Origin of the sequence: Pseudomonas sp. SG20052, assembly GCF_031766055.1 — a bacterium.
Taxonomy (GTDB): Bacteria; Pseudomonadota; Gammaproteobacteria; order Pseudomonadales; family Pseudomonadaceae; genus Aquipseudomonas; species Aquipseudomonas mandelii.
In genome coordinates this window covers 2,996,100-3,018,219 of record NZ_CP134498.1, presented here as the reverse complement: position 1 = coordinate 3,018,219, position 22,120 = coordinate 2,996,100, and the positions used below count along the sequence as shown (strand labels likewise).

Genomic DNA, 22,120 nt, shown 5'->3' with positions numbered 1-22,120 from the left:
CCGAAGGAACGATCATGACTGATAAACGAATTCCCGCCCTTCAGAAACATGCCAAATCGACCGGCCGCGTCAACGCTACGTTTATTGGAGGCCCACTTAAAAACTTCGACACGGACGATGTCTCGTTGAGGTATTTTCCACGCCCTACTCCCAGCATTCCTGCCTCTTGGTCCGTCAGCGGCCAGAGTGAACTACAGGATGGATTCTACGTCGGCTTTACGTTCAGTTTTCACGCAGACGTTTTCAGCGGAGAACATGGCCTGCCGGCCGATAAACTCGACGTTTACTGTGTCCGTCTACCAGAGGGTGGTGGCGTGTTCTACGAATATAACGTCATCAAGGGCACCGTTAAATTCACGCTTGATGAACAGTCCAAACGGATCCACGGCAGCACCTCCTGCAGGCTGGTGGGGTCGGACGATATCCCCTTCGATCTGAGCGCCGTATTCAATGTCGAAGGCATTGACGCTGTATTCCACAGGCTTCATGCTTCCCGTCAAAAGGTATAAAACATTTAACGCATGCCTGTGGGAGGTTGTATCAACCGCCCGCAGGCATAAAACCTTCAACGTATGCCCGCGCCCCCATCGCCCGTCGCACAAACCTTCTAGACACGCCCCCCTGGCTACACGCTAACCTGCACCCGTGACTTCCGCATACGCAGGCTGCCATGAGCAACGCCAACTGGATCGACCTGGCCCAGGATGCCGACACCGGTATCGAGACCCTGCGCGCGCATTTCGAGGGCCACGCTTACGATCCGCACTGGCATGACAGTTATCTGGTGGGCGTGACCGAGCAAGGAGTCCAGCAGTTCAATTGTCGGCGTGCCAGGCATCAGAGCACCCCGGGCAAGGTGTTCCTGCTCGAACCGGGGGACATCCATGACGGTGAGGCGCCGACAGAGGATGGTTTCACCTACCGCATGTTGTACCTTGATCCGCAGTGGCTGGAACGTGAACTGAGCACGCTGTTCGAAGACGCACCGCTTGACAGCCAGTTGAGTTTCGCCACCACCCTCGCCAGCGACATCCGACTGGCTCAGGCCACCAGCCTTGCCTTTGAAACCCTGCATGGCGGTGAACTGAAAATCGTCCGCCAGAGTGCCATCGACGGCCTTCTCGAACGCCTGACCAGCCATTTGCACTGGCGCGCCCGCTATGGCGTAGACCCGCGCCTGCCGCTGGTGGCACAGAGGGCTCGGGAGTATCTGCACGCCAACGCTCAAAACGATATAAGTCTTGACCAGCTGGCTGTGGCAACCGGGGTCGACCGCTTCCGCCTGACTCGAGCGTTCAAGGCGGCCTACGGTCTGGCACCGCATGCCTATCTGGTGCAATTGCGCTTGGCTACCGCCCGGAGGATGCTGGCCCGTGGCGAACAACCGGCGGCGGTGGCGACGGCGTTGGGGTTTGCCGATCAGAGCCACTTGGGACGCTGGTTCGTCCGGGCTTATGGCTTGACGCCGGCGTTGTACCGCAAGCGCTGCTCAAATCTTCCAGACGCTTGAAACAGAACTTGTGAGGATCGGCACTTCAGATCACTCCCGGAGTCCTTTGTCATGCCGTCCACTTCCCCCTCGCTGTTGCCTTTTTTGCTGTTTGCTTTTGTTGCTTCCATCACACCGGGGCCGACCAACATTCTGGTACTGAGCAACAGCGCCCGGCATGGCTTCAAGGCTACTTTGCCTATCATCTTCGGTGCCTGCGCCAGTGCTGCACTCATCGTCCTGCTGGTGGGTTATGGGTTGGGCGAATCGCTGAAGCAGATTCCCGCGCTGCAATACGCCATGCAGTGGCTAGGCGTTGCCTGGTTGACCTACCTGGCCTGGCAGATTTTCCATTCGCCCACCCAAGCCCTTGATCCTGACTTATCTGACAGCCATCGGCGCCCAGGACTTTTTACCGCCGCAGGCCTGCAATGGGTGAACCCAAAAACCTGGATGATGGCCATGGCGGTCATCAGTGTCTTTGCCAGCAACGGCTCCGATCGTATGCATCACGTTTTGTTATTGAGTTTTGTTTTTTTTGCGATAGCTCTGCCTTGCATGGCTGCCTGGGCGCTGCTGGGATCAAGTGTGAAAAAAAGACTCCATTCAATTAAAGCGTTGCAATACTTCAATCGCTCCATGGGTTTGTTGCTGGCGGGCTCAACGTGGCTCAGTGCCTGGATCGGATAGTCCCCCCTACCGCAAGAAAAAATCACATTTATAAGGACCTGTAAACTGTCAAGCATGTCAGTTTACAGGTCGGCTTTTAAGCGCTCTGATATGTCATCCCGGATGCTCTATTGCCAGGATATTTCGAGTCATAATCGCGGAGATAACTTCAATGAACAGCATCAACAACATCCCCCGATCCGGTAGCTGCAATGGAACTATTGGCGACGGAATCGCGTTCAACGCGCAGTTGGTAGAGTTGAGGTCAGAGACTTTCCCACCACCCCACGGCGAGTCTCATGTCATGTTTGCCAGGCAACGTGCACCACGCCCGGAGTCCACCACAAAAGAAGTGTACGTGTCAGCCAGGAAAGACTTGGTAGAGGGCAGTTATACCGTCAGCCCCGACTCCAGCGAGGTGCGGGTAACCTTTGTGGACAATACCGAATCCACAGGCCCCGTCTTTTACATGCAGCAAAGCGGAACGATTGACATCAAGTACGATAACATTACGGGTGTTTTCTCTGGAGAACTCAAAGACGTCCTTCTGGAAAACCAGGATGATGACGAAGATAAAACCTTAACGCTCAATCTCGAATTCAACTCAAAAAGCGATATCTCCAGCGCTCGTAAAAACAGCAGCACGAGACAGGCGGCCTAACAACGCCATGAAAGAAACGCTCAATAAAAAAGGAAGCCGTCGCTTCCTTTTTTATTTAATCACCACCATTGGCTTCTTAAAAACCGTAACGAACACCTACATTCAAGCCGATCGGCCGCTCTATGTTTTTCCCTTTACTGTAATCCGCATCAATGTGCACTTGCAGGCGATCCGTCATGGCGAGAGCCAAACCTGCGGCAATCTCACTTCGGGACCCTGAGAGATCATTATTGAACACATTATCGTTGACCTTGACCTCATTATTTTTGGCGAACTCGTGACCCAGTGCGACCCGTACATAGGGCTGAACTTGCAGACCGCCTTCCAGTGCAAAAGTGCGTCCAGCTGTCACGCCAGCCTCACCCACCAATGACCGTGTGCGATCTCCATCAGCTTGCATATCGTTGTCCAGAGTGAAACTCCTGCCCTGAATGACCACGCCTGACCACTTTGTATAGGGCTCAAAGAAATAGCCCTCAGCCAGTTTGATATTCCGCCCAAATTCCAAGGAGCCACCCAGCCCGGTATTATCGTAATCACCTTTGGCCCTGTGTCCATCGCTCAGGCCAACTTTGGCCTCGTTGCGAAAGCGGTTTAATTTAAGAACTCCGTCCAGGTAGTAACCACTACGGGCATCGATCCAGGTGAGGTAGGTTCCCAGATAGTTGCTGGTAACGGTACCGGAAGTACCGCCATCAAGATTCAGGTCGGACTTGCTATGCCCCGCCATCCAGCCTATCAACCATTGTCCGTCGCCGAATGGCAGCGGAACATCGGCCCCCAACGTAAAACCTCGTTGGGTTTGCTGATATCCAACACCTGAACCATCGGCTACGTTGTATTTGTTGCCATAGGTGCGCCCCCATGCTCCGCCTTCGGCACCATTGAATCGCAACTCTCCCATGCGCGAACGCAGTGAAGTAGCTTCGGCGGACCACACGGTCGATGCCGTGTTGAATAAAGCCAGCACCGAGCGCGCGCCTGGGCTGACTGTCCTTGTCGTTGGATCGAGAATCCAGTCGTTGCCACTTTTCGCCACGCTATAGGAGAAGGTCCCGAGGTCTACATCCCGAACCATAAAGAATTGCGCATCGCCGCCCCCTGTTTGCACTACCCGAACCGGTTGACCGGCGGCGGGGTCCACCCCAGAACTACTGATGACCAGTTCATGTCGACCGCTTGCCGTTCCTGTCACATTCAGCAGGTCTGTCTGTCCCGTAGCGAAGTCAGTTCCCAACTCGAAGCGACCGTTACCAGCAAGCTGCCCCACATTCAATTGATAAAACTCATTGACGGCGCCGAAACGAACGGTGCCACCGTTTAACGTCAGATTGTCTATGTGGCCATCGCCCACCAGTACCCATCGAGAAGAGTCATTGATGGTTGCACGAGAGACATTTTCCAGGTTGCCTGTCAGAACCGAATTGTTCTGTAAGACCAGGTCAGTGGTGCTGCCTGCTTCATTGACGATATTGCCGCTCAACGTACTGTTATTGACAGTCAACGAGGCTGTAGCCCCTCCTCGTACATCGAGCAAGGTATCGTTGCCTGCCACCAGTCGGGAGTTGTTCAGCATGATCGTCGCAGTCGAAGAGCCTGCATTGGCGAAATCAACCTGAATGGCCGAACCCGTTACGCCTTCGACAGTTGTATTGTTGAGGTTGAGTGTCGCGGGCTGGATAGAGTTTGCGTCAAGCCCGATCGTCACACCGTTTTGTCCCCCTTTGATCGTACTGTCGGTTGCCGTGGCGTGACCGCTGGCCAACCTCAATCCGTAACTGGTGGCACCTGTTCCCTGAATCTTCGAATCAGTGACATCCAAACGACTGAATGCACTCACCAGGGCCCCGCCCGTCACACCGGTAATGTTGCTGTTGCCGCTAACGGTGGCGGTAGACCCCGTCGAGGTACTCACATCGCGTACTACCTGGAGCCCGACACGATTGCCAGTAATCGTGCTGTTGTCGATAGTGGCCTGACTATTGACTAGTACCACGGCAGCCAGACCGCCTACGCCCGAGACGGTTGCTCCACGCAGGTTAACTTGAGAGCCGTTGCGGGCTGTAATCTGTTGAGTAATACCTGCATTGACATTGAGTGTCGAACTGTCGGTGTTTATGAACAATGCTTGAGCGCCATTGACGTTCAATGTGGCATCTGAGCTAAGCGACCATTGCTCGGGAGTACCACCTGTAATGGTTGTCGTCCCGCCAACAAGGTTTCCTGCCATGGTCGTTGATGAGAATGGCAACAGAATGGAAGAAAACACCAAACTCCAACCAATAGAAAAAGGAGGCACTGTGGTTAACTTTTTTTGCATAGTAGACACCTGTCATCTAAACATCTGGCCACTGCCACTTGTAGAGGGACCATGGAAACGAGGGTCGCTAGGCTAGCGTTAAGCCAGGCACATATCTGTAGGACTTATCTGTTTTTCAGCATAGAAAAACCCACCATCGGATTCTTCTGACAGGTCTCGAAGCAACGTAAAGACAATGCGACTAAGACCAACCAGTCGCATTGTCTGTAGCGAACGTCATGGAACAGGATTTACTTCTTCGCAGTACTGCCCTTCGCTATTAGTAAACAGCATGTAATGTTTAGCCTCCGCTGAATCTGGAGTGGGCGTAGAATCCGATCGGGTAATGGTGTATTTAAGTACACCATATGTCCGGTTCGCCGGTCTGAAATGAGTGTCGTACACACCGATATTAATTGGAGCCCCCGCATCAGGGTACGGGCCAGACACCAACAAAGTTGCTGTGGTATCCGTTCCCGGAACAAGAACCGGTGGAGTTTCATCAGTATATGCAGCAAAACTTAACGTGATCGTCTCACCCGGGAGCGTGTAATCACTTTTCGGAATGATAACTCTCAGATTACGCCGGTCAGTGCCATCACCCGGAGGTATAAAGTTCAATGTTGCACAACCGATCCTCAGAAGCGGGCCTGCAAGATTCTGCACCTCAGGCTTAGGAGTCTGAATAGGGAAAGCGGCTACAGGAATAGGCTTGGGTATACACTCTACCGGGTTTGGGTTCTGTTCTGTATGAAGGACCCAATGCAAAGGTTTTTCTCCGGGACCTTGATCAAAGATTGTTTCCCAGGGAAGCGTTCGCGTAAGTGTCGTATTTTCCTGACCCGGGATTAAGGCGATGGTCGTACCTACTTGCACTCCATCATAATAAACCGTAACCAACCATCCTTCTTCAGTAGGCGGAGTGGCAAACAATTGAACTGAAATCGTTGCATCTTTACCGTAATCCCCTTCTTCTACCTTATCCGTACTGCCCCCTGAAAACGTCAGCACAGGTTGTTCAAGTTCAGGGTTCACGGGATCCGGCTCATTCGGGTTAGGCGGACCGATATAGTAAATATTGACTAATGTCTTGTCATTACTCCCGCCAAGAAGACGGTTACCTCGAAACATGGCATAACTGAACTCGGTTTCTTCATCGCCATCGGTATTGCCATACACGCTCTTGATGATGGAATAAGGAACCTCCCAAACCAGCTTTCCATCAATTGCACTGCTCACAAGCTTTTCACCCAACTCTTCTGGGCCCCAGTACCCCATAAGCGTGTCCGTTGTAGCATTCGGGCTGGGCACCGACGCCTCAAGTGTGACTCCAAGATCACAGTCACCCAGATCAATCAAACCGTCGCTGGCCAATGGCACCACGGGTGGTTCAAATACAGTCGGGTCGGCAATGCGCTTTACTTCACGCGAAGCGGGATTCGATACTTTGCTCAAGTGGCCTACAAGATCCCTCACTCTATAGCGAACGGTGTTGACACCCTCAACAGCATTTACGAATACATTGATGGGGATGGTAAATTGGAGCGAGGCAGGCAAAGGGATTTCAAGCACCGGTTCGTCACGCCCAGGATCAGGGGCTATGCCCACCCAGACCAGCAACATGTCGGTGCTGTGATAGTTCCCATAGACCGCGGCAGTCAACGTGATTCCGCTCGGGTTGTTACCTATGTAGGCTTCATCGATAACAGCGGTCGGCGGTAAATCGGCCGGAAAAGTAGCCGCTCCCGGAGACAGGTTCGAAGCTGGTGTCTTCACTCGATAGGGTGCAGTTCGGTCCATGGCGTATGTAACGATGTCCGAGTACCCCGGGTTCACCCCGCCATACCAGTAAACGTATTGAAGTTCATATTCGGTAGGCGTTTCAGGTATGTTTTTCTCAACCATCCACGGACTCATCGGGATTGTCTTGGGCAAGGGCCATGTCCTGTCAGCAATAGGCCCCAATTCTTGCGGGAGCTCTATATCCGTCCAGATTGTCGTACCTTTCTCACGGATCGTAAACTGAATCACATCAGCCGGATCCTCAAGCTCCGAAGGTCGCGGAATGGTGTATTTGAGCGGCGCGGACAGCGCCGCCAGCGGGATACGCAAGTCACCCCCGGGAAGTGTTTGATCAGTAATCGTGACACCAACGGGATTTGCAAACATGCCTCCCGCACCGAAACGCTTCTGAAGCACAGCTCTTCGGGACAATATGGCTTTATCAACTCTGCTGTTCATCTTGAATTCTCCTGGCATCACATGTTAAGTAGAACTTATTAAGAACAAACAATACGACTTACAACATTTACGCAACAAACATTATTCAACATTGCTCAAGGCCCACATGGGAGCTCTACACCAACGATGATTCTGTCGATTTTGACCAATGCTGTTTTTGACACACCAACAAGTCTGGCCCCACGATAGACTTGATAAACCAGGGTGGCGGAAGAGTTTTTTACCATCGGCGCTATATGTATGTCGTAGGGCTGAACGACAAGTGGATATCCTTCCCGAATCTCTGTAACGCTCAAGTTCTGGCGCACATTGATCCAACGTGCGCTAACGATTTCAACGCCACTCCCATTCAGTGTGGAATACCCTCTCCATGTGACTTCGCATCTATCACCAACCCTAAACAGGGTTAGCGGCGGAATAACAACATGTATACCAAGCCATATTGGCGGTTCGGTATCGCAGTTATAATTCCCCCAGAGATCTGTATATAGAAAATCAGCCTCTTCAAGATCAATCAATACCGGAGCGTGATCTATTGTCAGTTTGCGGCGATATGAATAAGATGGATTGTCCGCCGTATTAAGCACTTCATACCACAACTCCCCGACGCCATCATTCACCAGATGCTCTGGGCCAATATGAATAATAAATTCAGGCTTCATGTCCGCCGGAGTATAAATATTTTCTATTACTACAGGTCGTTGTCCGGGTTGCTCAAAGCGAACCGTCATAATGTCCCTTTCGCCCGGTTTCGTCGCCGGTTCGTCCCATAAAGGCACGACCACATCAATGCCTGTGAGCAGCAATGGAAGTGGGATATACCCCTCTGGATCGACATCGGGATCTTCTACACCTTCAACTTTTGGCGCATCGAACGTCAGGGGTTTATTGGGCGCCATATCGCAAGTCCTTTGATGGTCATAAAACTGCTCGTTGGTAATGAAAGAAATTAAGCGCCGAGTTCAGTGGTGTGGCTACTGTCATATCTGACAGGTAAAGCTACCGTTCATCGGCCTTTTTCCTACGCACTGAGACTCTACTGGGTTGACGCATTCTCACGAATGGTGTCTTCTGAAACCGGTTTCAGTGCTTGGCACTTAACCTGATAAATCCAATAAGAAGGTTTCAGACCGTGAACGATTTCTCCGCCGCCCAGCGCAGCCGCGTCACCATGCTCGACGTCGCCGAACATGCCGGCGTCTCCAAGGCCAGCGTCTCGCGCTTCATCGGCGATGATCGCGCCCTGCTCTCCGATGCCATTGCCTTGCGCATCGAGCAGGCGATTGCCCAACTCGGCTATCGCCCCAACCAGATGGCCCGCGGCCTGAAACGCGGCCGCACTCGCCTGATCGGCATGCTGGTAGCCGACATCCGTAACCCTTATTCGATTGCCGTGATGCACGGGGTGGAAACCGCCTGCCGTCAGCACGGCTACAGCCTGGTGGTGTGCAACACCGATCGCGATGACGAGCAGGAACGCCAGCACCTGGCGTTGCTGCGCTCATACAACATCGAAGGTTTGATCGTGAATACCCTGGGCCACCACCGCGATGAGTTGCGCGAGCTGCATCGGGAGATGCCGATGGTGCTGGTGGATCGCAAGGTTGAGCAGCTTGAAAGTGATCTGGTCGGTCTGGACAACCCGGCCGCAGTGGAAATGGCCATCGCCCACTTGCAGGAACGCGGCTATCGCGACGTGCTGATGGTGACCGAACCGTTTGACGGCACCAGCTCGCGGATTGAGCGGGTCAGCAGTTTCAAGGCGCAGATCGGGCAGCGTCCCGCGCTGACCGGCGCGGTGGTCGAAACCGGTAGCGAGCTGACTGCGCAACTGAAAACCTTCCTTACAACCCCCGGCCCTGGTCACAAAGCGTTGTTCTGTGCCAATGGCATTGCGGCGTTGGCCGCAACCCATGCCTTGCGCGAGTTGCAGTGCAATCTGTTCGAGGATGTCGGGTTGATCGCTTTGGATGATCTGGATTGGTATCCGCTGGTGGGCAGCGGGATTACGGCGCTGGCCCAGCCGACGGCGGAGATTGGCGCGAGCGCGTTTGAGTGTTTGCTCAAGCGGTTGCGTGGGGATGACGGACCGGTGCGGACGATGGATTTTTCGGCGCGGTTGATTGTGCGTGGGTCGACCCTTGGGAATCTTCAGTGAATGTGATGGCCCTATCGCGACCAGGCTCGCTCCCACATTGGAATGCGTATGCCTGTGGGAGTGAGCCTGCTCGCGATGAGGCCCGAAAGAACCCCACATTACTTAAGCCTTTTTTTTGAACAAAAATGAAACCGGTTTCAGAGGTGCAAAACAATGAATAAACCACCCGTTTCCATCAGCCTGTCGAGCTACGGCGCCGATCTGGTCCGCCAACGTGGCCAAGGCAGTTTTATCGAGGTATTGGCGGCTGCCGGTGCCACGCGCATTGAATGGCGCGAAGAATTGCTGACCCATGAAAACCCGGTGCAACTGGCCGACGCCACTCGCTCACATGGCCTGGAAAGCATCTATTCCTCACCGATGGAACTGTGGCTGGCCGGCCAGTCGAAACCCAACCCTGAACTGCTTTCCACCCTCCAGCGCGCTGAAACGTTCGGCGCCAAATGGCTGAAAGTTTCCTTGGGCTACTTCACCGACAACAACGATCTGCACACCTTGAGCCGGATCCTCGCGCGAAGCCCGGTGCAGCTGCTGGTGGAAAACGACCAGACCTTGCACGGCGGGCGTATCGAGCCGTTCCAACGCTTCTTCGGCGAAGTCGAGCAACACCGACTGCCGATCAAAATGACCTTCGACATCGGCAACTGGCAATGGCAGGACCAGTCCGCCGTCAATGCCGCTCGGCTGCTCGGTCGGCATGTCGGCTACGTGCATTGCAAAGCCGTTGCGCGCCGGGCTGACGGCAAACTGGTCGCCACCCCGCCAGCTGCCAGCGATGTGCATCTGTGGGAACAACTGCTGCGGCACATGGCCCAAGGCGTCATGCGCGCGGCGGAATATCCGCTGCAAGGCGATGACCTGGTGCAGTTGACCACCGACCACGTCGCCACCCTCGCCCGCCTCGGCCAATCCCGTCTGGAGAGTGCCCATGTCTGAGTTCGATATTCTCTCGTTCGGCGAAACCATGGCCATGTTCGTCGCAGATCAGAACGGTGATCTGGCGGCCGTCGGCCAATTCCACAAGCGCATTGCCGGGGCGGACAGCAACGTCGCGATCGGCCTGTCGCGGCTGGGGTTCAACGTGGCGTGGCTGAGCCGGGTCGGTGCCGATTCGTTGGGACGGTTTGTCATCGATACGTTGGAAAAGGAAGGCCTGGATTGCAGCCATGTCGCCATCGACCCGGCACACCCGACCGGGTTTCAGCTCAAGTCTCGTACCGACGATGGCAGTGATCCGGCGGTCGAGTATTTCCGTCGCGGCTCGGCGGCGAGTCATTTGTCGGTGCAATCGATCTCCCCGCCGTTGCTCAACGCGCGACATCTGCACGCTACCGGCATTCCTCCGGCGCTGTCTGCGTCGGCCCGGGAAATGTCTTTTGAACTGATGACCCGCATGCGCACTGCCGGGCGCAGCGTGTCCTTCGACCCGAACCTGCGTCCGAGCCTGTGGGCCAGCGAGCAACTGATGATCAGCGAGATCAATCGCCTCGCCGCCCTCGCCCACTGGGTGCTGCCGGGGTTGAGTGAAGGACGTTTACTGACCGGGTATGAAGACCCGGAGGACATTGCGGCGTTTTATCTCGATCAGGGTGCAGAAGCGGTGGCAATCAAACTCGGGCCCCATGGCGCGTATTACCGCACGCAGCAAGATCAAGGGTTTGTCGCGGGTGTGCCGGTGGCAACGGTGGTCGATACCGTCGGCGCCGGTGATGGCTTTGCCGTCGGCATGATCAGCGCCTTGCTCGAAAACCACAGCTTCGCCGATGCCGTGCAGCGGGCCAACTGGATTGGCAGCCGTGCGGTGCAGAGTCGCGGGGATATGGAGGGGTTGCCGACCCGCCTGGAAATGTCCGTCGAATTTGAGACCGCTGTTCGCGGGCAAGCTTCGCGCCTACAGGACAGCGGCGCTCTTGTAGGAGCGAGGCTTGCCCGCGAAGAGCCCCGCACAGCCACTGAAGATTTCTGACCCGTTACCTGCTGCGACAAAAACAACAAGCTCAGGAGCACCACTATGAAAACCGCCTCACTCGCCACCCGCCGTTGGTGGTACATCATGCCCATCGTCTTCATCACCTACAGCCTGGCGTATCTGGACCGCGCCAATTACGGCTTCGCTGCCGCCTCCGGGATGGCCGCCGACCTGATGATCACGCCCGGCCTGTCTTCAATGCTCGGCGCGCTGTTTTTCCTCGGTTACTTTTTCTTCCAGATACCGGGCGCGATCTATGCGCAGAAACACAGCGTGAAGAAGCTGATTTTCGTCAGCCTGATCCTCTGGGGCGGGCTCGCGACGTTGACCGGGGTCGTCTCCAACGCCTATTGGCTGATCGTGATCCGTTTCATGCTCGGTGTGGTCGAAGCCGCGGTGATGCCAGCGATGCTGGTGTACCTGTGCCACTGGTTCACCCGCGCCGAACGCTCCCGGGCCAATACTTTCCTGATCCTCGGCAACCCGGTGACCATGCTGTGGATGTCAGTGGTGTCAGGTTATCTGGTGCAGCATTACAGCTGGCGCTGGATGTTCATCATTGAAGGTTTGCCGGCGGTATTCTGGGCGTTTATCTGGTGGCGTCTGGCCGATGACCGTCCGGCCCAGGCCAAGTGGCTGACCGACCAGGAGAAGCACGACCTGGAAAGCGCTCTCGCCGCCGAACAGGTCGGCATCAAAGCAGTGAAGAACTACGCCGAAGCCTTCCGTTCGCCGAAAGTGATCATCCTTGCGCTGCAGTTTTTCTGCTGGAGCATTGGTGTCTACGGTTTCGTGTTGTGGCTGCCGTCGATCCTCAAGGCCGGCGCGCAGATGGACATGATCGAAGCCGGCTGGCTCTCGGCGCTGCCGTACCTGGCCGCAGTGATCGCCATGCTGCTGGTGTCCTGGGGCTCGGACAAATTGCAGAAGCGCAAACGCTTCGTCTGGCCGCCGCTGCTGATCGCCTCGATTGCGTTCTACGGTTCCTATGCCTTGGGCGCCGAACATTTCTGGTGGTCCTACACCCTGCTGGTGATCGCCGGCGCCTGCATGTATGCGCCGTATGGGCCGTTTTTCGCCATCGTTCCGGAAATCCTCCCGGCCAACGTTGCCGGCGGGGCCATGGCGCTGATCAACAGCATGGGCGCGCTGGGTTCATTCGGCGGTTCGTATCTGGTCGGCTACCTGAACAGCTCCACCGGCTCGCCTGGCGCGTCTTACTTGCTGATGAGCGGCGCGTTGATGCTCTCCGTGATTTTGACGATTTTCCTCAAGCCCGGCGCCAGTGACCGGGTCGTGGCCAAGGCCGATACGCAACGGCCAGTGCCGGCTCACCCTTGATTTGAAGTTGAGATGATGACGATGAAAAAGCAGGTCGTGCTGTACAAGAAACTCTCGCCGCTGTTGATGGCTCGCCTGCATGAGCACACCGACGTGACACTGATCGACAACCTCAACCCGGAGGGCATCGAACGACTGCGCGCCGCCCTGCCCCGCGCCCATGGCTTGCTTGGCGCGAGTCTGAAGCTGGACGGCGAACTGCTTGATCTGGCGCCCAATCTTGAAGCGATTGCCAGTGTCTCGGTGGGCGTCGACAACTATGACATCGACTACCTGACCGAGCGGCGCATTCTGCTCAGCAACACCCCGGACGTGCTGACGGAAACCACGGCGGATACGGGGTTCGCGCTGATTCTGGCGACGGCCCGGCGGGTGGTGGAACTGGCCAACATGGTCCGCGCCGGTCAGTGGAACCGCAACATCGGTCCGGTGCATTTCGGCACCGACGTGCACGGCAAGACCCTGGGCATCATCGGCATGGGGCGTATTGGTGAGGCGTTGGCCCAGCGCGGGCATTTTGGTTTTGGCATGCCGGTTATCTATCACAGCCATTCGCCAAAACCGGCGGTTGAGCAACGCTTTGATGCTCAGTACCGCAGCCTGACGGCGCTGTTGCAACAGGCCGATTTCATTTGCCTGACCTTGCCGTTGACGGCTGAAACCGAAGGGTTGATTGGCGCTGAAGAGTTCGCCTTGATGCGCCCGGAGAGTATTTTCATCAACATTTCCCGAGGAAAAGTCGTCGATGAGGCCGCGCTGATTGAGGCATTGCGCACCGGACAGATTCGCGCGGCGGGACTGGATGTGTTTGAGCGTGAGCCGCTGAATGTTGATTCGCCGTTGTTGACATTGAACAACGTGGTGGCGACGCCGCATATGGGGTCGGCGACGCATGAGACGCGGGAAGCGATGGCTGGGTGCGCGGTGGATAATCTGCTGATGGCGTTGGCTGGAGAACGGCCGAAGAACCTGGTGAATGTCGGGGCGTGGTCCGAGCGTTAGGATTTCGGCGTCTGTTAGTCAGCCTTCGCGGGCAAGCCTCGCTCCTACGGGTTCGCCGATCCTGTAGGAGCAAGGCTTGCCCGCGAAGAGGCCGGCACTCACACAACACTGTCAGGCCCGCCGCGCTTCGAGCAGGTCCGCAGCACACAACGCAATCCGCCGGCACGCATCCGCCAGTTTCACTTGATCCACCACCAACCCGATGCGGATATGCCCCGCCGCACTCGGCCCGAATGCCTCGCCGGCCAGCACCGACACGCCGTAACCCTCCAGCAGACGCTCGGCAAACCCTTGGGCACACAACCCGGTCGGGCGCACATCGACCATCACGAACATCCCGCCATCCGGCCGGATCGGGCGGATCCCCGGGCAACCACTCAACCTCGCGCACACCAGATCGCGACGCAGGCGATATTCCTCTCGCATCAGCGCCACTTCCGGCAGGTCTTCATCCAGCGCCACTTGCGCGGCTTTCTGCACAAAATCGGGAATGCCGAACAGCATGCACAACGACAAATGCACCAGATGCTCGGCCAACATTTTCGGGCCGATTGACCAACCCACGCGCCAGCCACTCATGGCGTGGGATTTGGACAGGCTGTTGATGGTCGCGGTGCGTTCGGCCATGCCCGGCAGGCTTGCCGGGCTGATGTGTTCGCCCTCGAACAACAGATCGCTGTAGACCTCGTCGCTGATCAGCCACAGATCATGACGCACGCACAACACCGCCAGCGCTTGCCAGGTCTTCAATGACAGGCTTGCGCCGGACGGATTGTTTGGACTGTTGAGCAACAGGACGCGGGTCTTCGGCGTAATCAGCGCCGCGACATCCGCCGGGTCAACGCGAAAGCCGTTCTCCGGCCGCACTGCCACCGGCACCACCTTGGCCGCGCAAGCCCCGAACACCCCTTCATAGGTCACGTACATCGGTTCGGCGACGATCACCTCATCGCCGGGATCGAGCAGGCATTGCGCGACCGAATACACCGCACACTGCGCGCCCGGAAACACGATCACATGATCGGCGTCCACCGCCTGACCACTGCGCTGTCGATGGCGCCGCGCAATGCTGCTGCGCAATCCGCGACTGCCGCGCACCTCCGGGTAATGCGTGTCGCCGGCCCGCAAACTGTCGATGGCCGCCTGCACGATGGGCGCCGGCGTATCGAAATCAGGATCGCCGATCGACAACAGCAGTACATCGACTCCTTGCTCGCGCATTTCCAGCGCTCGGTCATGAATCTGCCAGGCTGCCGCTCCGTCGCCGGCGATTCGTTGGGTCAAGGCTGAATAGCGCATGTGTTTCTCCTGTCGCGCGCGGACTCCCAGTCTCAACCCTATCTCAAATCACGAAACGCGCCACCATCGCATTCAAATCGACCGCCAGGCGCGACAGCTCATGCGTCGCGGCGCTGGTCTGATTGGCACCGGCGGCGGACTGGGTGGCGAGGTCGCGGATGTTCACCAGGTTGCGGTCGACTTCGCGGGACACCTGGGCTTGCTCTTCCGACGCGCTGGCGATCACCAGGTTGCGTTCGTTGATCAAGTGGATTGACTGGGTGATCTGCTCCAGCGCCACACCAGCGGCGCGGGCCATCTCCAAGGTGCTCTGGGTGCGCTGATTGCTCTGCTGCATCGACGAGACGGCTTCGCCCGTGCCGTTCTGGATGCCGGCGACCATTTTTTCGATTTCCTGGGTCGATTGTGCCGTGCGATGGGCCAGGGCCCGGACTTCGTCTGCCACCACGGCAAAACCACGTCCGGCTTCACCGGCACGGGCCGCTTCAATGGCCGCGTTGAGCGCCAGCAGGTTGGTCTGTTCGGCGATGGCGCGGATCACGTCCAGCACTTTGCCGATGTCGCGGCCCTGTGCGGCCAGGCCTTCGATCATCAACGACGTGTTTTGCACGTCGTGGGTCATGGTCTGGATCGCGTCCACGGTTTCCACCACGCGGTCGCGGCCTTCACGGGCGGCCTGGGTCGACTGGCTCGACGCTTCGGAGGTCGACACGGCGTTGCGCGCGACTTCTTCCACGGCAGCGGTCATTTCGTTGACCGCCGTGGCGGCTTGTTCGATTTCGTTGTTCTGTTGTTGCAGGCCGCGGGACGCTTCCTCGGTCACGGTGCTGAGTTCTTCTGCGGCGGCCCCCAGTTGCGTGGCGGAACCGGCGATCTGCTCGATGGTTTCGCGCAGATTGGCCTGCATGACGGACAAGGCCCCGAGCAAGCGTGCCGGTTCGTCCTTGCCGTCGATTTCGATGGCTTTGCTCAGGTTGCCGCCGGCAATGGTTTCTGCGGCCTGCACTGCGCGATTGAGCGGCGTGACGATGCTGCGGGTCAGTAGCCAGGCCAGCAGCACGGTCAGGAGCGACGCGACCACCGACACCACGATGATGCCGTTCACGGCGGTGTTGTAGTTTTCTTGCGCAATCATCCCGGCCGCTTTTGCGCCCTGCTGGTTGTAAGCCACCAGTTTATTGAGCTGCTCGCCCATCTGGTCGGTGCCTTCCTTGATCCGCGTGTTGATCAAGGCGCGCATCTCATCCACCTTGTTCTGGCGCGACAGGTCCAGCATCTCGCGTTGCGCTTGCATGTATTTTTCCAGCGTCGCGCTGAATACCTTGTACAGCGCCTCTTCGTCCGACTCCATCGGCAACTCGGCATAACTGGCCTGGGCCTTGCGCGCCTTGTCGATAAGCACCGCGATCCGCGCTTCAGCTTCCTGCAAACTGGCCGGCTCGCGGTTGACCAGAATCCGGAACGACAAGATGCGCATGCGCAGGATGTTTTCGGTGACATTGCCCAGGAAGCCGATGCTGGGCAGTTGGGTACTGCCCATGTCGATCGAGGCCTGGCGGATGATCGACATGCGATTCACCGCAAACACACCGAGCACGATGACGAGCAAGGCAATGAAAGCAAACCCCAGGAAGGCTCGAGGTGCGATATTCAGATTACGCAGGGACATAGGACGATACTCGGGTGATTGAGGCGGCGAGCGTCCTTGCGGTGATGGCTGAGTGGCGGGCGTGAGGCGCACAGGGTCAGCGGGGCGCCACTGTTGTAATAGGTTTGTGTGCGCTTATTGGCTGTATCGGCTGGGGATGAGGTTTTTTGCGGGGATTGAAGAAAAATATTTTTGCCGGGCGACATCTGTTTCAACGCTGAAACACAGTGGCGGCCCTGATGAACATTTGTGGCGAGGGAGCTTGCTCCCGTCCGGCTGCGTAGCGGCCGTAGATTTTGGAGCCGCTTCGCTGCCCAGCGGGAGCAAGCTCCCTCGCCACAGGATTCCTGTGTGCTGACAATTTTGGTTAGGGCTTGCGGTTGGCGATCCGCCAAACACGGGCAATATCACTCGCCCGCTCGCGCAACAATCGCGGCGCCTCGGCACATGCCTGCTCGAGCGTCATCGGCCCACTGGCCAAGGCAAACGCGGCATCGATGCCATGTTCATACAAGTCCTGATAACCCTCACCCAACGTCCCCGCAATCACAATCACTGGCACGCCCTGCTCCCGGGCAATCCGTGCGACGCCGAATGGGGTTTTGCCGCGCAAGGTCTGGGCGTCAAAACGGCCTTCGCCGGTGATGACCAGATCAGCGCCCTTCACCGCCTCGGCCAGCCCGACCAGTTCGGCCACCACTTCAACCCCGGCCTTGAATTGCGCCTCCAGAAACGCCTTGGCCGCAAATCCCAACCCTCCCGCCGCGCCGCTGCCCGGCTCGTGCTGGACGTCCTTGCCCAACGCCTGGGCGCACAGCTCGGCGAAGTGCCCCAGGGCAGCGTCCAATTGCAGGACTTGCTCGGGCGACGCACCTTTCTGCGGACCAAAAATCACGGAAGCGCCGTGCGGACCGCACAGGGGGTTGTTGACGTCGGCGGCGATGTCGAAACGCACGTCGGTCAGGCGCGGATCAATTGCACTCAGGTCGATGCAAGCCAGTTGCGCCAGGGCCAATCCACCTGGGGCCAGCGCTTGCCCTTGCACGTCCAGTAACTTTACGCCCAGCGCCTGCATCGCTCCGGCGCCGCCATCATTGGTGGCGCTGCCGCCAATGGCCAGGATCACCCGTTGCGCCCCGGCATCCAGCGCCGCACGAATCAGTTCACCGGTGCCAAAGGTGCTGCTGATGCACGCATCGCGTTGCCCCGGCGGCACCAGTTGCAGACCGCTGGCTTCGGCCATTTCGATGATTGCGGTGTGGGTTTGCGGCAACCAGCCCCACGCGGCATCGACGGTGATGCCGAGCGGACCGCGAACTTGGGTCCTGCGCAATTCGCCTTCGCACGCGGCCAGAATCGACTCGACCGTGCCTTCGCCGCCGTCGGCCATCGGGCATTTGACCAGTTGCGCATCCGGCCAGACCTGCGCCAGACCGAGGGCAATGGCGTCGGCCACACCCTGGGCACTCAGGCTGTCCTTGAACGAATCGGGGGCGATCACGATTTTCATGCGAATTCTCCAGTTCCAATGCGTTCCATGCTGCCAGCAGCCCCGCACAATAACGCCGGTCCGCTGCACAAGCGGGGGTGGCGTTTGTTGTTCATTTCTACAAAACGCCTGTTTTCAGATCCAGCATCTGTGCGGCTGCTGGTCCGCCATCGCGAGCAGGCTCGCTCCCACATTGGTCCTGCGGTGTTCACAAAACCCCTGCTCGCGATGGCGTCCTTGAGATCGCTACGGGACATCCGTTTGTGGCAAAAGCTGCACGCCGAGGTAGAGCGCGAGCATGCCGTCCAGTTTCAGCGGATCAACCCCGCTCAACTCGGCAATCCGCTCCATCCGATAGCGCAAGCTGTTGCGATGAATCCCCAGCGCATCCGCGCAGGCCTGACTCTGCCCGTCGTGCTCGCACCAACTGCGCAAGGTCGCCAGCAGTTGGCCGTTGCCGTCCTTGGCGATGACTTTGCGCAGTGGCTTGAGCAATTCATCCAGCGCGTCATCGTTGCGATGCCGCCACAGCATCACCGGCAACCGATAACGGGTGAGCGTGAGCAAGCGCGAACGCGGCAGCACATCGCGCCCATAGGCCAGCAAGTCGCCAACCCGTCGATAACAACGACGCAGCCCGGACAACCCATCCGCCTGCCCCCCCACGGCAATGCGCACAATGTTCCAGCCCAGGCCATCGAGTTTTTCCAGCAGCCGTTCATTCTCGATCGCCTGACTCGCCGGCCGACACCACAGCAACGAAGACTTGGCCGAACTCACGCACCAACTGTCCGGGTAACGCGAAGTCAGCCAGGCACTGAGCGCCTCCACCGTCTGCCCGGGACCGTGCTCCACGCCCAACTCGAACATATAAGGCACCCGCGTCATTTGCGGTTTCAGGCCCAATTGCTGCGCTTCATCCAGCAAGCGCGGCGAATCCCCCGCCTCGCTCAACAGCAATGCCAGCAGATCATCGCAACGTTGACGCCGCCACTGCTGCTCGGCCTGCTGATTGCGCTGGCCGACCAACATTTCGGCGGTCATCCGCACCAGCTCGGCATAGGTGCGCAGTTGCTCCGGCTCACCGGTAATGCCCAGCACACCGATCAGGCGTTGATCGAGCAGCAACGGCAAGTTGATCCCGGGCTGCACGCCCTTGAGATGAATAGCCGTCTGCGCATCGATTTCCACCACGCGCCCATTGGCCAACACCAACTGCGCGCCTTCATGGCGGGTGTTGATGCGCTCCGGCTCGCCGCTGCCGAGAATCAATCCCTGGCTGTCCATCACGTTGACGTTGTACGGCAGGATGGCCATCGCCCGGTCGACGATGTCCTGGGCCAGGTCGTGATCGAGTTCGAACATATCGGGATCCTTTAACGGGTGATGGGACAGGTTGTTCACCCGCACAGGGCTGGGTCGCAAACCCTGTGCTCAGGCACAAAGACAGCCACCCCGAGGGTGGTCGAGACTCTCTGGGCGATCAACGTTACCCTGCGCATCGCAAAAAATCATAATAAAGAGAGAGCCCGCCATGTCACAGAGCGCCGCCGCTACCCAGGCCATCGTTGACGACAAAAACGCCGTCTACAAACGCATTACCCTGCGTTTGATCCCCTTCATCTTCATCTGCTACCTGTTCAACTACCTCGACCGGGTCAACGTTGGATTCGCCAAACTGCAGATGCTCGACGCGCTGAAATTCAGCGAAACCGTGTACGGCCTCGGGGCCGGGATCTTCTTCATCGGCTACGTGCTGTGCGGCGTACCGAGCAACCTGGCCCTGACTAAATTCGGCCCACGGCGCTGGATCGCGCTGATGATGATCGTCTGGGGCACGCTTTCCACCTGCCTGCTGTTCGTCACCACCCCGACCGAGTTCTACACCTTGCGCCTGTTCACCGGCGCGGCCGAAGCCGGGTTCTTCCCGGGCGTGGTGCTGTATCTTTCGCAGTGGTTCCCGACCTTCCGCCGTGGCCGCATCATGGCGCTGTTCATGTCGGCGATCCCGGTGTCCGGCCTGCTCGGCAGCCCGTTCTCAGGTTGGATTCTTAACCATTTCGCGGCGGGCCAAGGCGGTTTGGCGGGCTGGCAGTGGATGTTCCTGTTGCAAGGCATCCCGACCGTGATCCTCGGCGCCCTCGCCTATTTCCTGCTGAGCGACAGTTACGCCAATGCCAAGTGGCTCACGCCGTTCGAGCGTTCGGTGCTGGAAGCCGACCACGCCATCGATCTGGCCAACAAACCGAAAACCGCTACTGACTCGCTGCTGGCCGTGTTCAAGAACCCGGCGATCTGGGCCTTCGGTTTGATTTACTTCTGCATCCAGAGCGGCGTCTACGCGATCAACTTCTGGCTGCCGTCGATCATCAAGAACCTGGGCTTCAGCGATAACCTGGTGATTGGTTGGTTGAGCGCGATTCCGTATCTGCTGGCGGCGCTGTTCATGTTGATGGTTGGGCGTTCGGCAGACCTGCGCAAAGAACGTCGCTGGCACTTGGTGGTGCCTATGTTGATGGGCGCGGTGGGCTTGCTGATTGCCGTCAACTTTGCCACAACACCGGCCATCGCGATTCTCGGTTTGACCATCGCCACCATGGGCGCCCTCACCGGTTTGCCAATGTTCTGGCCAGTGCCGACAGCGATGTTGAGCGCGGGCGCGGCGGCGGGTGGTCTGGCGCTGATCAACTCCATGGGACAGATGGCGGGTTTCCTGAGCCCGTACCTGGTGGGCTGGGTCAAGGACAGCACCGGCTCGACCGATGCGGCGCTTTATCTGCTGGCGGGCGTGATTGTGTGCGGGAGCTTGTTGGCGCTGCGCATGACGCGCACGTTGCGGGTGTAAGGCGTTACAGATGATCGTTCCCACGCTCCGCGTGGGAATGCAGCCCGGGACGCTTCGCGTCCCTTCCGATCAACAAAAAAAGGCCCTTTCGGGCCGTTTCTTATTTCGCGTGTGCACACAGCTCTTATGTGGCCAGACACACTTTTGTGAACACTCAAGCTTTTGTGGCGAGGGAGCTTGCTCGCGCTGGGCTGCGAAGCAGCCCCAAAAGCTGCAACCGCGAGCTTTCAGGTACACCGCAGATACCGGATTTACGACTGCTGCGCAGCCGAGCGGGAGCAAGCTCCCTCGCCACGAGTATGTGCCCTCTTCGAAATTGGCTTTAGCCCTGCGGGCCAACGTTATCCAGCAGCCGATTCGCCGTGATCTCCGCCGTCATAATGCTGTTGGAAATACCCAACAGCGCATAACGCGATTCACCCGCCAGATGATCCACCAACTGATGAACCATCACATCGACCGACGCCAGCGTCTCGACCAGATACACAGCCAGGGTTTCGGTCGTGGCTTCGGGGTCTACGGAAAACAGGGTACTGCGGGTTCGCGGGGTGGCCTTGATGTCGGCATTGGATGGGAAGTGAAAGTCGAGCGCTCGTTCGGCGGCGTCGTTGAGTTTTTTGGAATCGGTGGATTCGTAGGGGGAAACGTCGTCCGCTTCGGGTGGGTTTGGTGTTGGTTTGAACATGGATGAAACTCCTAAAGCGCTTAAAAGGAGCCATCACCCCTCGCTACCAAACGAACGGGTGGTGGCCATACGCAGGTTGGTAGACCGGGCTTTAGGAAGCGGCGCGCCCGAAGGCGCCCTGCGCATGACCACCATAAAACCGAGACGAAAAATCTCAGCAAAGGAAGGTGCTTTGCGTCTAAAAACCCGGGCTACCAAACCCGATCACTGATATTCAGCGACGGGACAAACGATAAAACCCAGGCACAAGACGCACAAGCCGGCGGATTCTGGCGCAGCCGTAGGCAACGGCGCAAGGTTGTGTAGTCCGAGAGAGTGTCTGGAG

18 protein-coding genes are annotated in these 22,120 nt (G+C 57.8%); 10 read left to right on the top strand and 8 right to left on the bottom strand.

The genetic code is table 11. The annotated features are described in order from the left end of the window. Nucleotides 1–14: 14 nt before the first annotated feature. The 4 genes from RHP74_RS13755 (at nucleotide 15) to RHP74_RS13740 (ending at nucleotide 2,819) form a co-directional block, all read left to right on the top strand. Nucleotides 15–509: a hypothetical protein gene (locus RHP74_RS13755; RefSeq protein WP_282411442.1), complete on the top strand. Its 495-nt coding sequence runs from the start codon at nucleotides 15–17 to the stop codon at nucleotides 507–509. A gap of 161 nt (nucleotides 510–670) precedes the next feature. After that, nucleotides 671–1,510: an AraC family transcriptional regulator gene (locus RHP74_RS13750; RefSeq protein WP_221109448.1), complete on the top strand. Its 840-nt coding sequence runs from the start codon at nucleotides 671–673 to the stop codon at nucleotides 1,508–1,510. 51 nt (nucleotides 1,511–1,561) lie between these two features. Beyond that, the gene (locus RHP74_RS13745) at nucleotides 1,562–2,179 is read left to right on the top strand and encodes a LysE family translocator (protein ID WP_311099966.1); all 618 of its coding nucleotides are present in this window, start codon (nucleotides 1,562–1,564) and stop codon (nucleotides 2,177–2,179) included. A gap of 151 nt (nucleotides 2,180–2,330) precedes the next feature. Further along, entirely contained in the window at nucleotides 2,331–2,819 is a 489-nt protein-coding gene (locus RHP74_RS13740; protein WP_221109435.1) for a hypothetical protein, read from the top strand. A gap of 76 nt (nucleotides 2,820–2,895) precedes the next feature. On the opposite strand, the gene RHP74_RS13735 is transcribed toward RHP74_RS13740, so the two are convergent. The 3 genes from RHP74_RS13735 to RHP74_RS13725 all read right to left on the bottom strand — a co-directional run bounded on the left by RHP74_RS13735 (nucleotide 2,896) and on the right by RHP74_RS13725 (nucleotide 8,258). Beyond that, nucleotides 2,896–5,139 carry an autotransporter outer membrane beta-barrel domain-containing protein gene (locus tag RHP74_RS13735; protein ID WP_311099964.1) on the bottom strand — a complete coding sequence of 748 codons (2,244 nt, stop codon included), beginning with the start codon at nucleotides 5,137–5,139 and terminating at the stop codon, nucleotides 2,896–2,898. Between the two features lie 216 nt (nucleotides 5,140–5,355). Further along, nucleotides 5,356–7,359 carry a hypothetical protein gene (locus RHP74_RS13730; RefSeq protein ID WP_311099962.1) on the bottom strand — a complete coding sequence of 668 codons (2,004 nt, stop codon included), beginning with the start codon at nucleotides 7,357–7,359 and terminating at the stop codon, nucleotides 5,356–5,358. Between the two features lie 95 nt (nucleotides 7,360–7,454). Beyond that, on the bottom strand, nucleotides 7,455–8,258 hold the full coding sequence (locus RHP74_RS13725; protein ID WP_311099961.1) for a hypothetical protein: 804 nt from the start codon (nucleotides 8,256–8,258) through the stop codon (nucleotides 7,455–7,457). A 233-nt stretch (nucleotides 8,259–8,491) separates the two neighbouring features. Between RHP74_RS13725 and RHP74_RS13720 the strand changes: the two genes are divergently transcribed. The 5 genes from RHP74_RS13720 to RHP74_RS13700 all read left to right on the top strand — a co-directional run bounded on the left by RHP74_RS13720 (nucleotide 8,492) and on the right by RHP74_RS13700 (nucleotide 13,829). Further along, nucleotides 8,492–9,517 (top strand): LacI family DNA-binding transcriptional regulator, encoded by a 1,026-nt coding sequence (locus tag RHP74_RS13720; RefSeq protein WP_010459977.1) that lies wholly within the window; start codon nucleotides 8,492–8,494, stop codon nucleotides 9,515–9,517. A 153-nt stretch (nucleotides 9,518–9,670) separates the two neighbouring features. Beyond that, nucleotides 9,671–10,453, top strand: a complete 783-nt coding sequence (locus tag RHP74_RS13715) for a sugar phosphate isomerase/epimerase (RefSeq protein ID WP_083376833.1) — start codon at nucleotides 9,671–9,673, stop codon at nucleotides 10,451–10,453. After that, nucleotides 10,446–11,483, top strand: coding sequence for a sugar kinase (locus tag RHP74_RS13710; RefSeq protein WP_311099958.1), 1,038 nt, complete (start codon nucleotides 10,446–10,448; stop codon nucleotides 11,481–11,483). The genes RHP74_RS13715 and RHP74_RS13710 overlap by 8 nt, the downstream gene beginning before the upstream one ends. 45 nt (nucleotides 11,484–11,528) lie before the next feature. After that, on the top strand, nucleotides 11,529–12,827 hold the full coding sequence (locus RHP74_RS13705; RefSeq protein WP_282411831.1) for an MFS transporter: 1,299 nt from the start codon (nucleotides 11,529–11,531) through the stop codon (nucleotides 12,825–12,827). Between the two features lie 21 nt (nucleotides 12,828–12,848). Next, nucleotides 12,849–13,829, top strand: a complete 981-nt coding sequence (locus tag RHP74_RS13700; RefSeq protein ID WP_311099956.1) for an NAD(P)-dependent oxidoreductase — start codon at nucleotides 12,849–12,851, stop codon at nucleotides 13,827–13,829. 111 nt (nucleotides 13,830–13,940) lie between these two features. Here RHP74_RS13700 and RHP74_RS13695 read toward each other — a convergent pair whose 3' ends face one another. The 4 genes from RHP74_RS13695 to RHP74_RS13680 all read right to left on the bottom strand — a co-directional run bounded on the left by RHP74_RS13695 (nucleotide 13,941) and on the right by RHP74_RS13680 (nucleotide 19,630). Next, nucleotides 13,941–15,128, bottom strand: a complete 1,188-nt coding sequence (locus RHP74_RS13695) for a pyridoxal phosphate-dependent aminotransferase (protein ID WP_288113390.1) — start codon at nucleotides 15,126–15,128, stop codon at nucleotides 13,941–13,943. 43 nt (nucleotides 15,129–15,171) lie between these two features. After that, nucleotides 15,172–16,797 (bottom strand): methyl-accepting chemotaxis protein, encoded by a 1,626-nt coding sequence (locus RHP74_RS13690; RefSeq protein ID WP_010459969.1) that lies wholly within the window; start codon nucleotides 16,795–16,797, stop codon nucleotides 15,172–15,174. Between the two features lie 346 nt (nucleotides 16,798–17,143). Then, complete coding sequence (locus tag RHP74_RS13685) at nucleotides 17,144–18,286, bottom strand: glycerate kinase (protein ID WP_311099952.1); 1,143 nt, start codon at nucleotides 18,284–18,286, stop codon at nucleotides 17,144–17,146. Nucleotides 18,287–18,511: 225 nt separating this feature from the next. Next, nucleotides 18,512–19,630: a sugar diacid recognition domain-containing protein gene (locus RHP74_RS13680; protein WP_311099951.1), complete on the bottom strand. Its 1,119-nt coding sequence runs from the start codon at nucleotides 19,628–19,630 to the stop codon at nucleotides 18,512–18,514. Between the two features lie 169 nt (nucleotides 19,631–19,799). Here RHP74_RS13680 and RHP74_RS13675 point away from each other — a divergent pair, with 169 nt between their 5' ends. After that, the gene (locus RHP74_RS13675) at nucleotides 19,800–21,110 is read left to right on the top strand and encodes an MFS transporter (protein WP_010459966.1); all 1,311 of its coding nucleotides are present in this window, start codon (nucleotides 19,800–19,802) and stop codon (nucleotides 21,108–21,110) included. 322 nt (nucleotides 21,111–21,432) lie between these two features. On the opposite strand, the gene RHP74_RS13670 is transcribed toward RHP74_RS13675, so the two are convergent. Then, complete coding sequence (locus RHP74_RS13670; protein WP_010459965.1) at nucleotides 21,433–21,795, bottom strand: DUF6124 family protein; 363 nt, start codon at nucleotides 21,793–21,795, stop codon at nucleotides 21,433–21,435. Nucleotides 21,796–22,120 lie beyond the last annotated feature (325 nt).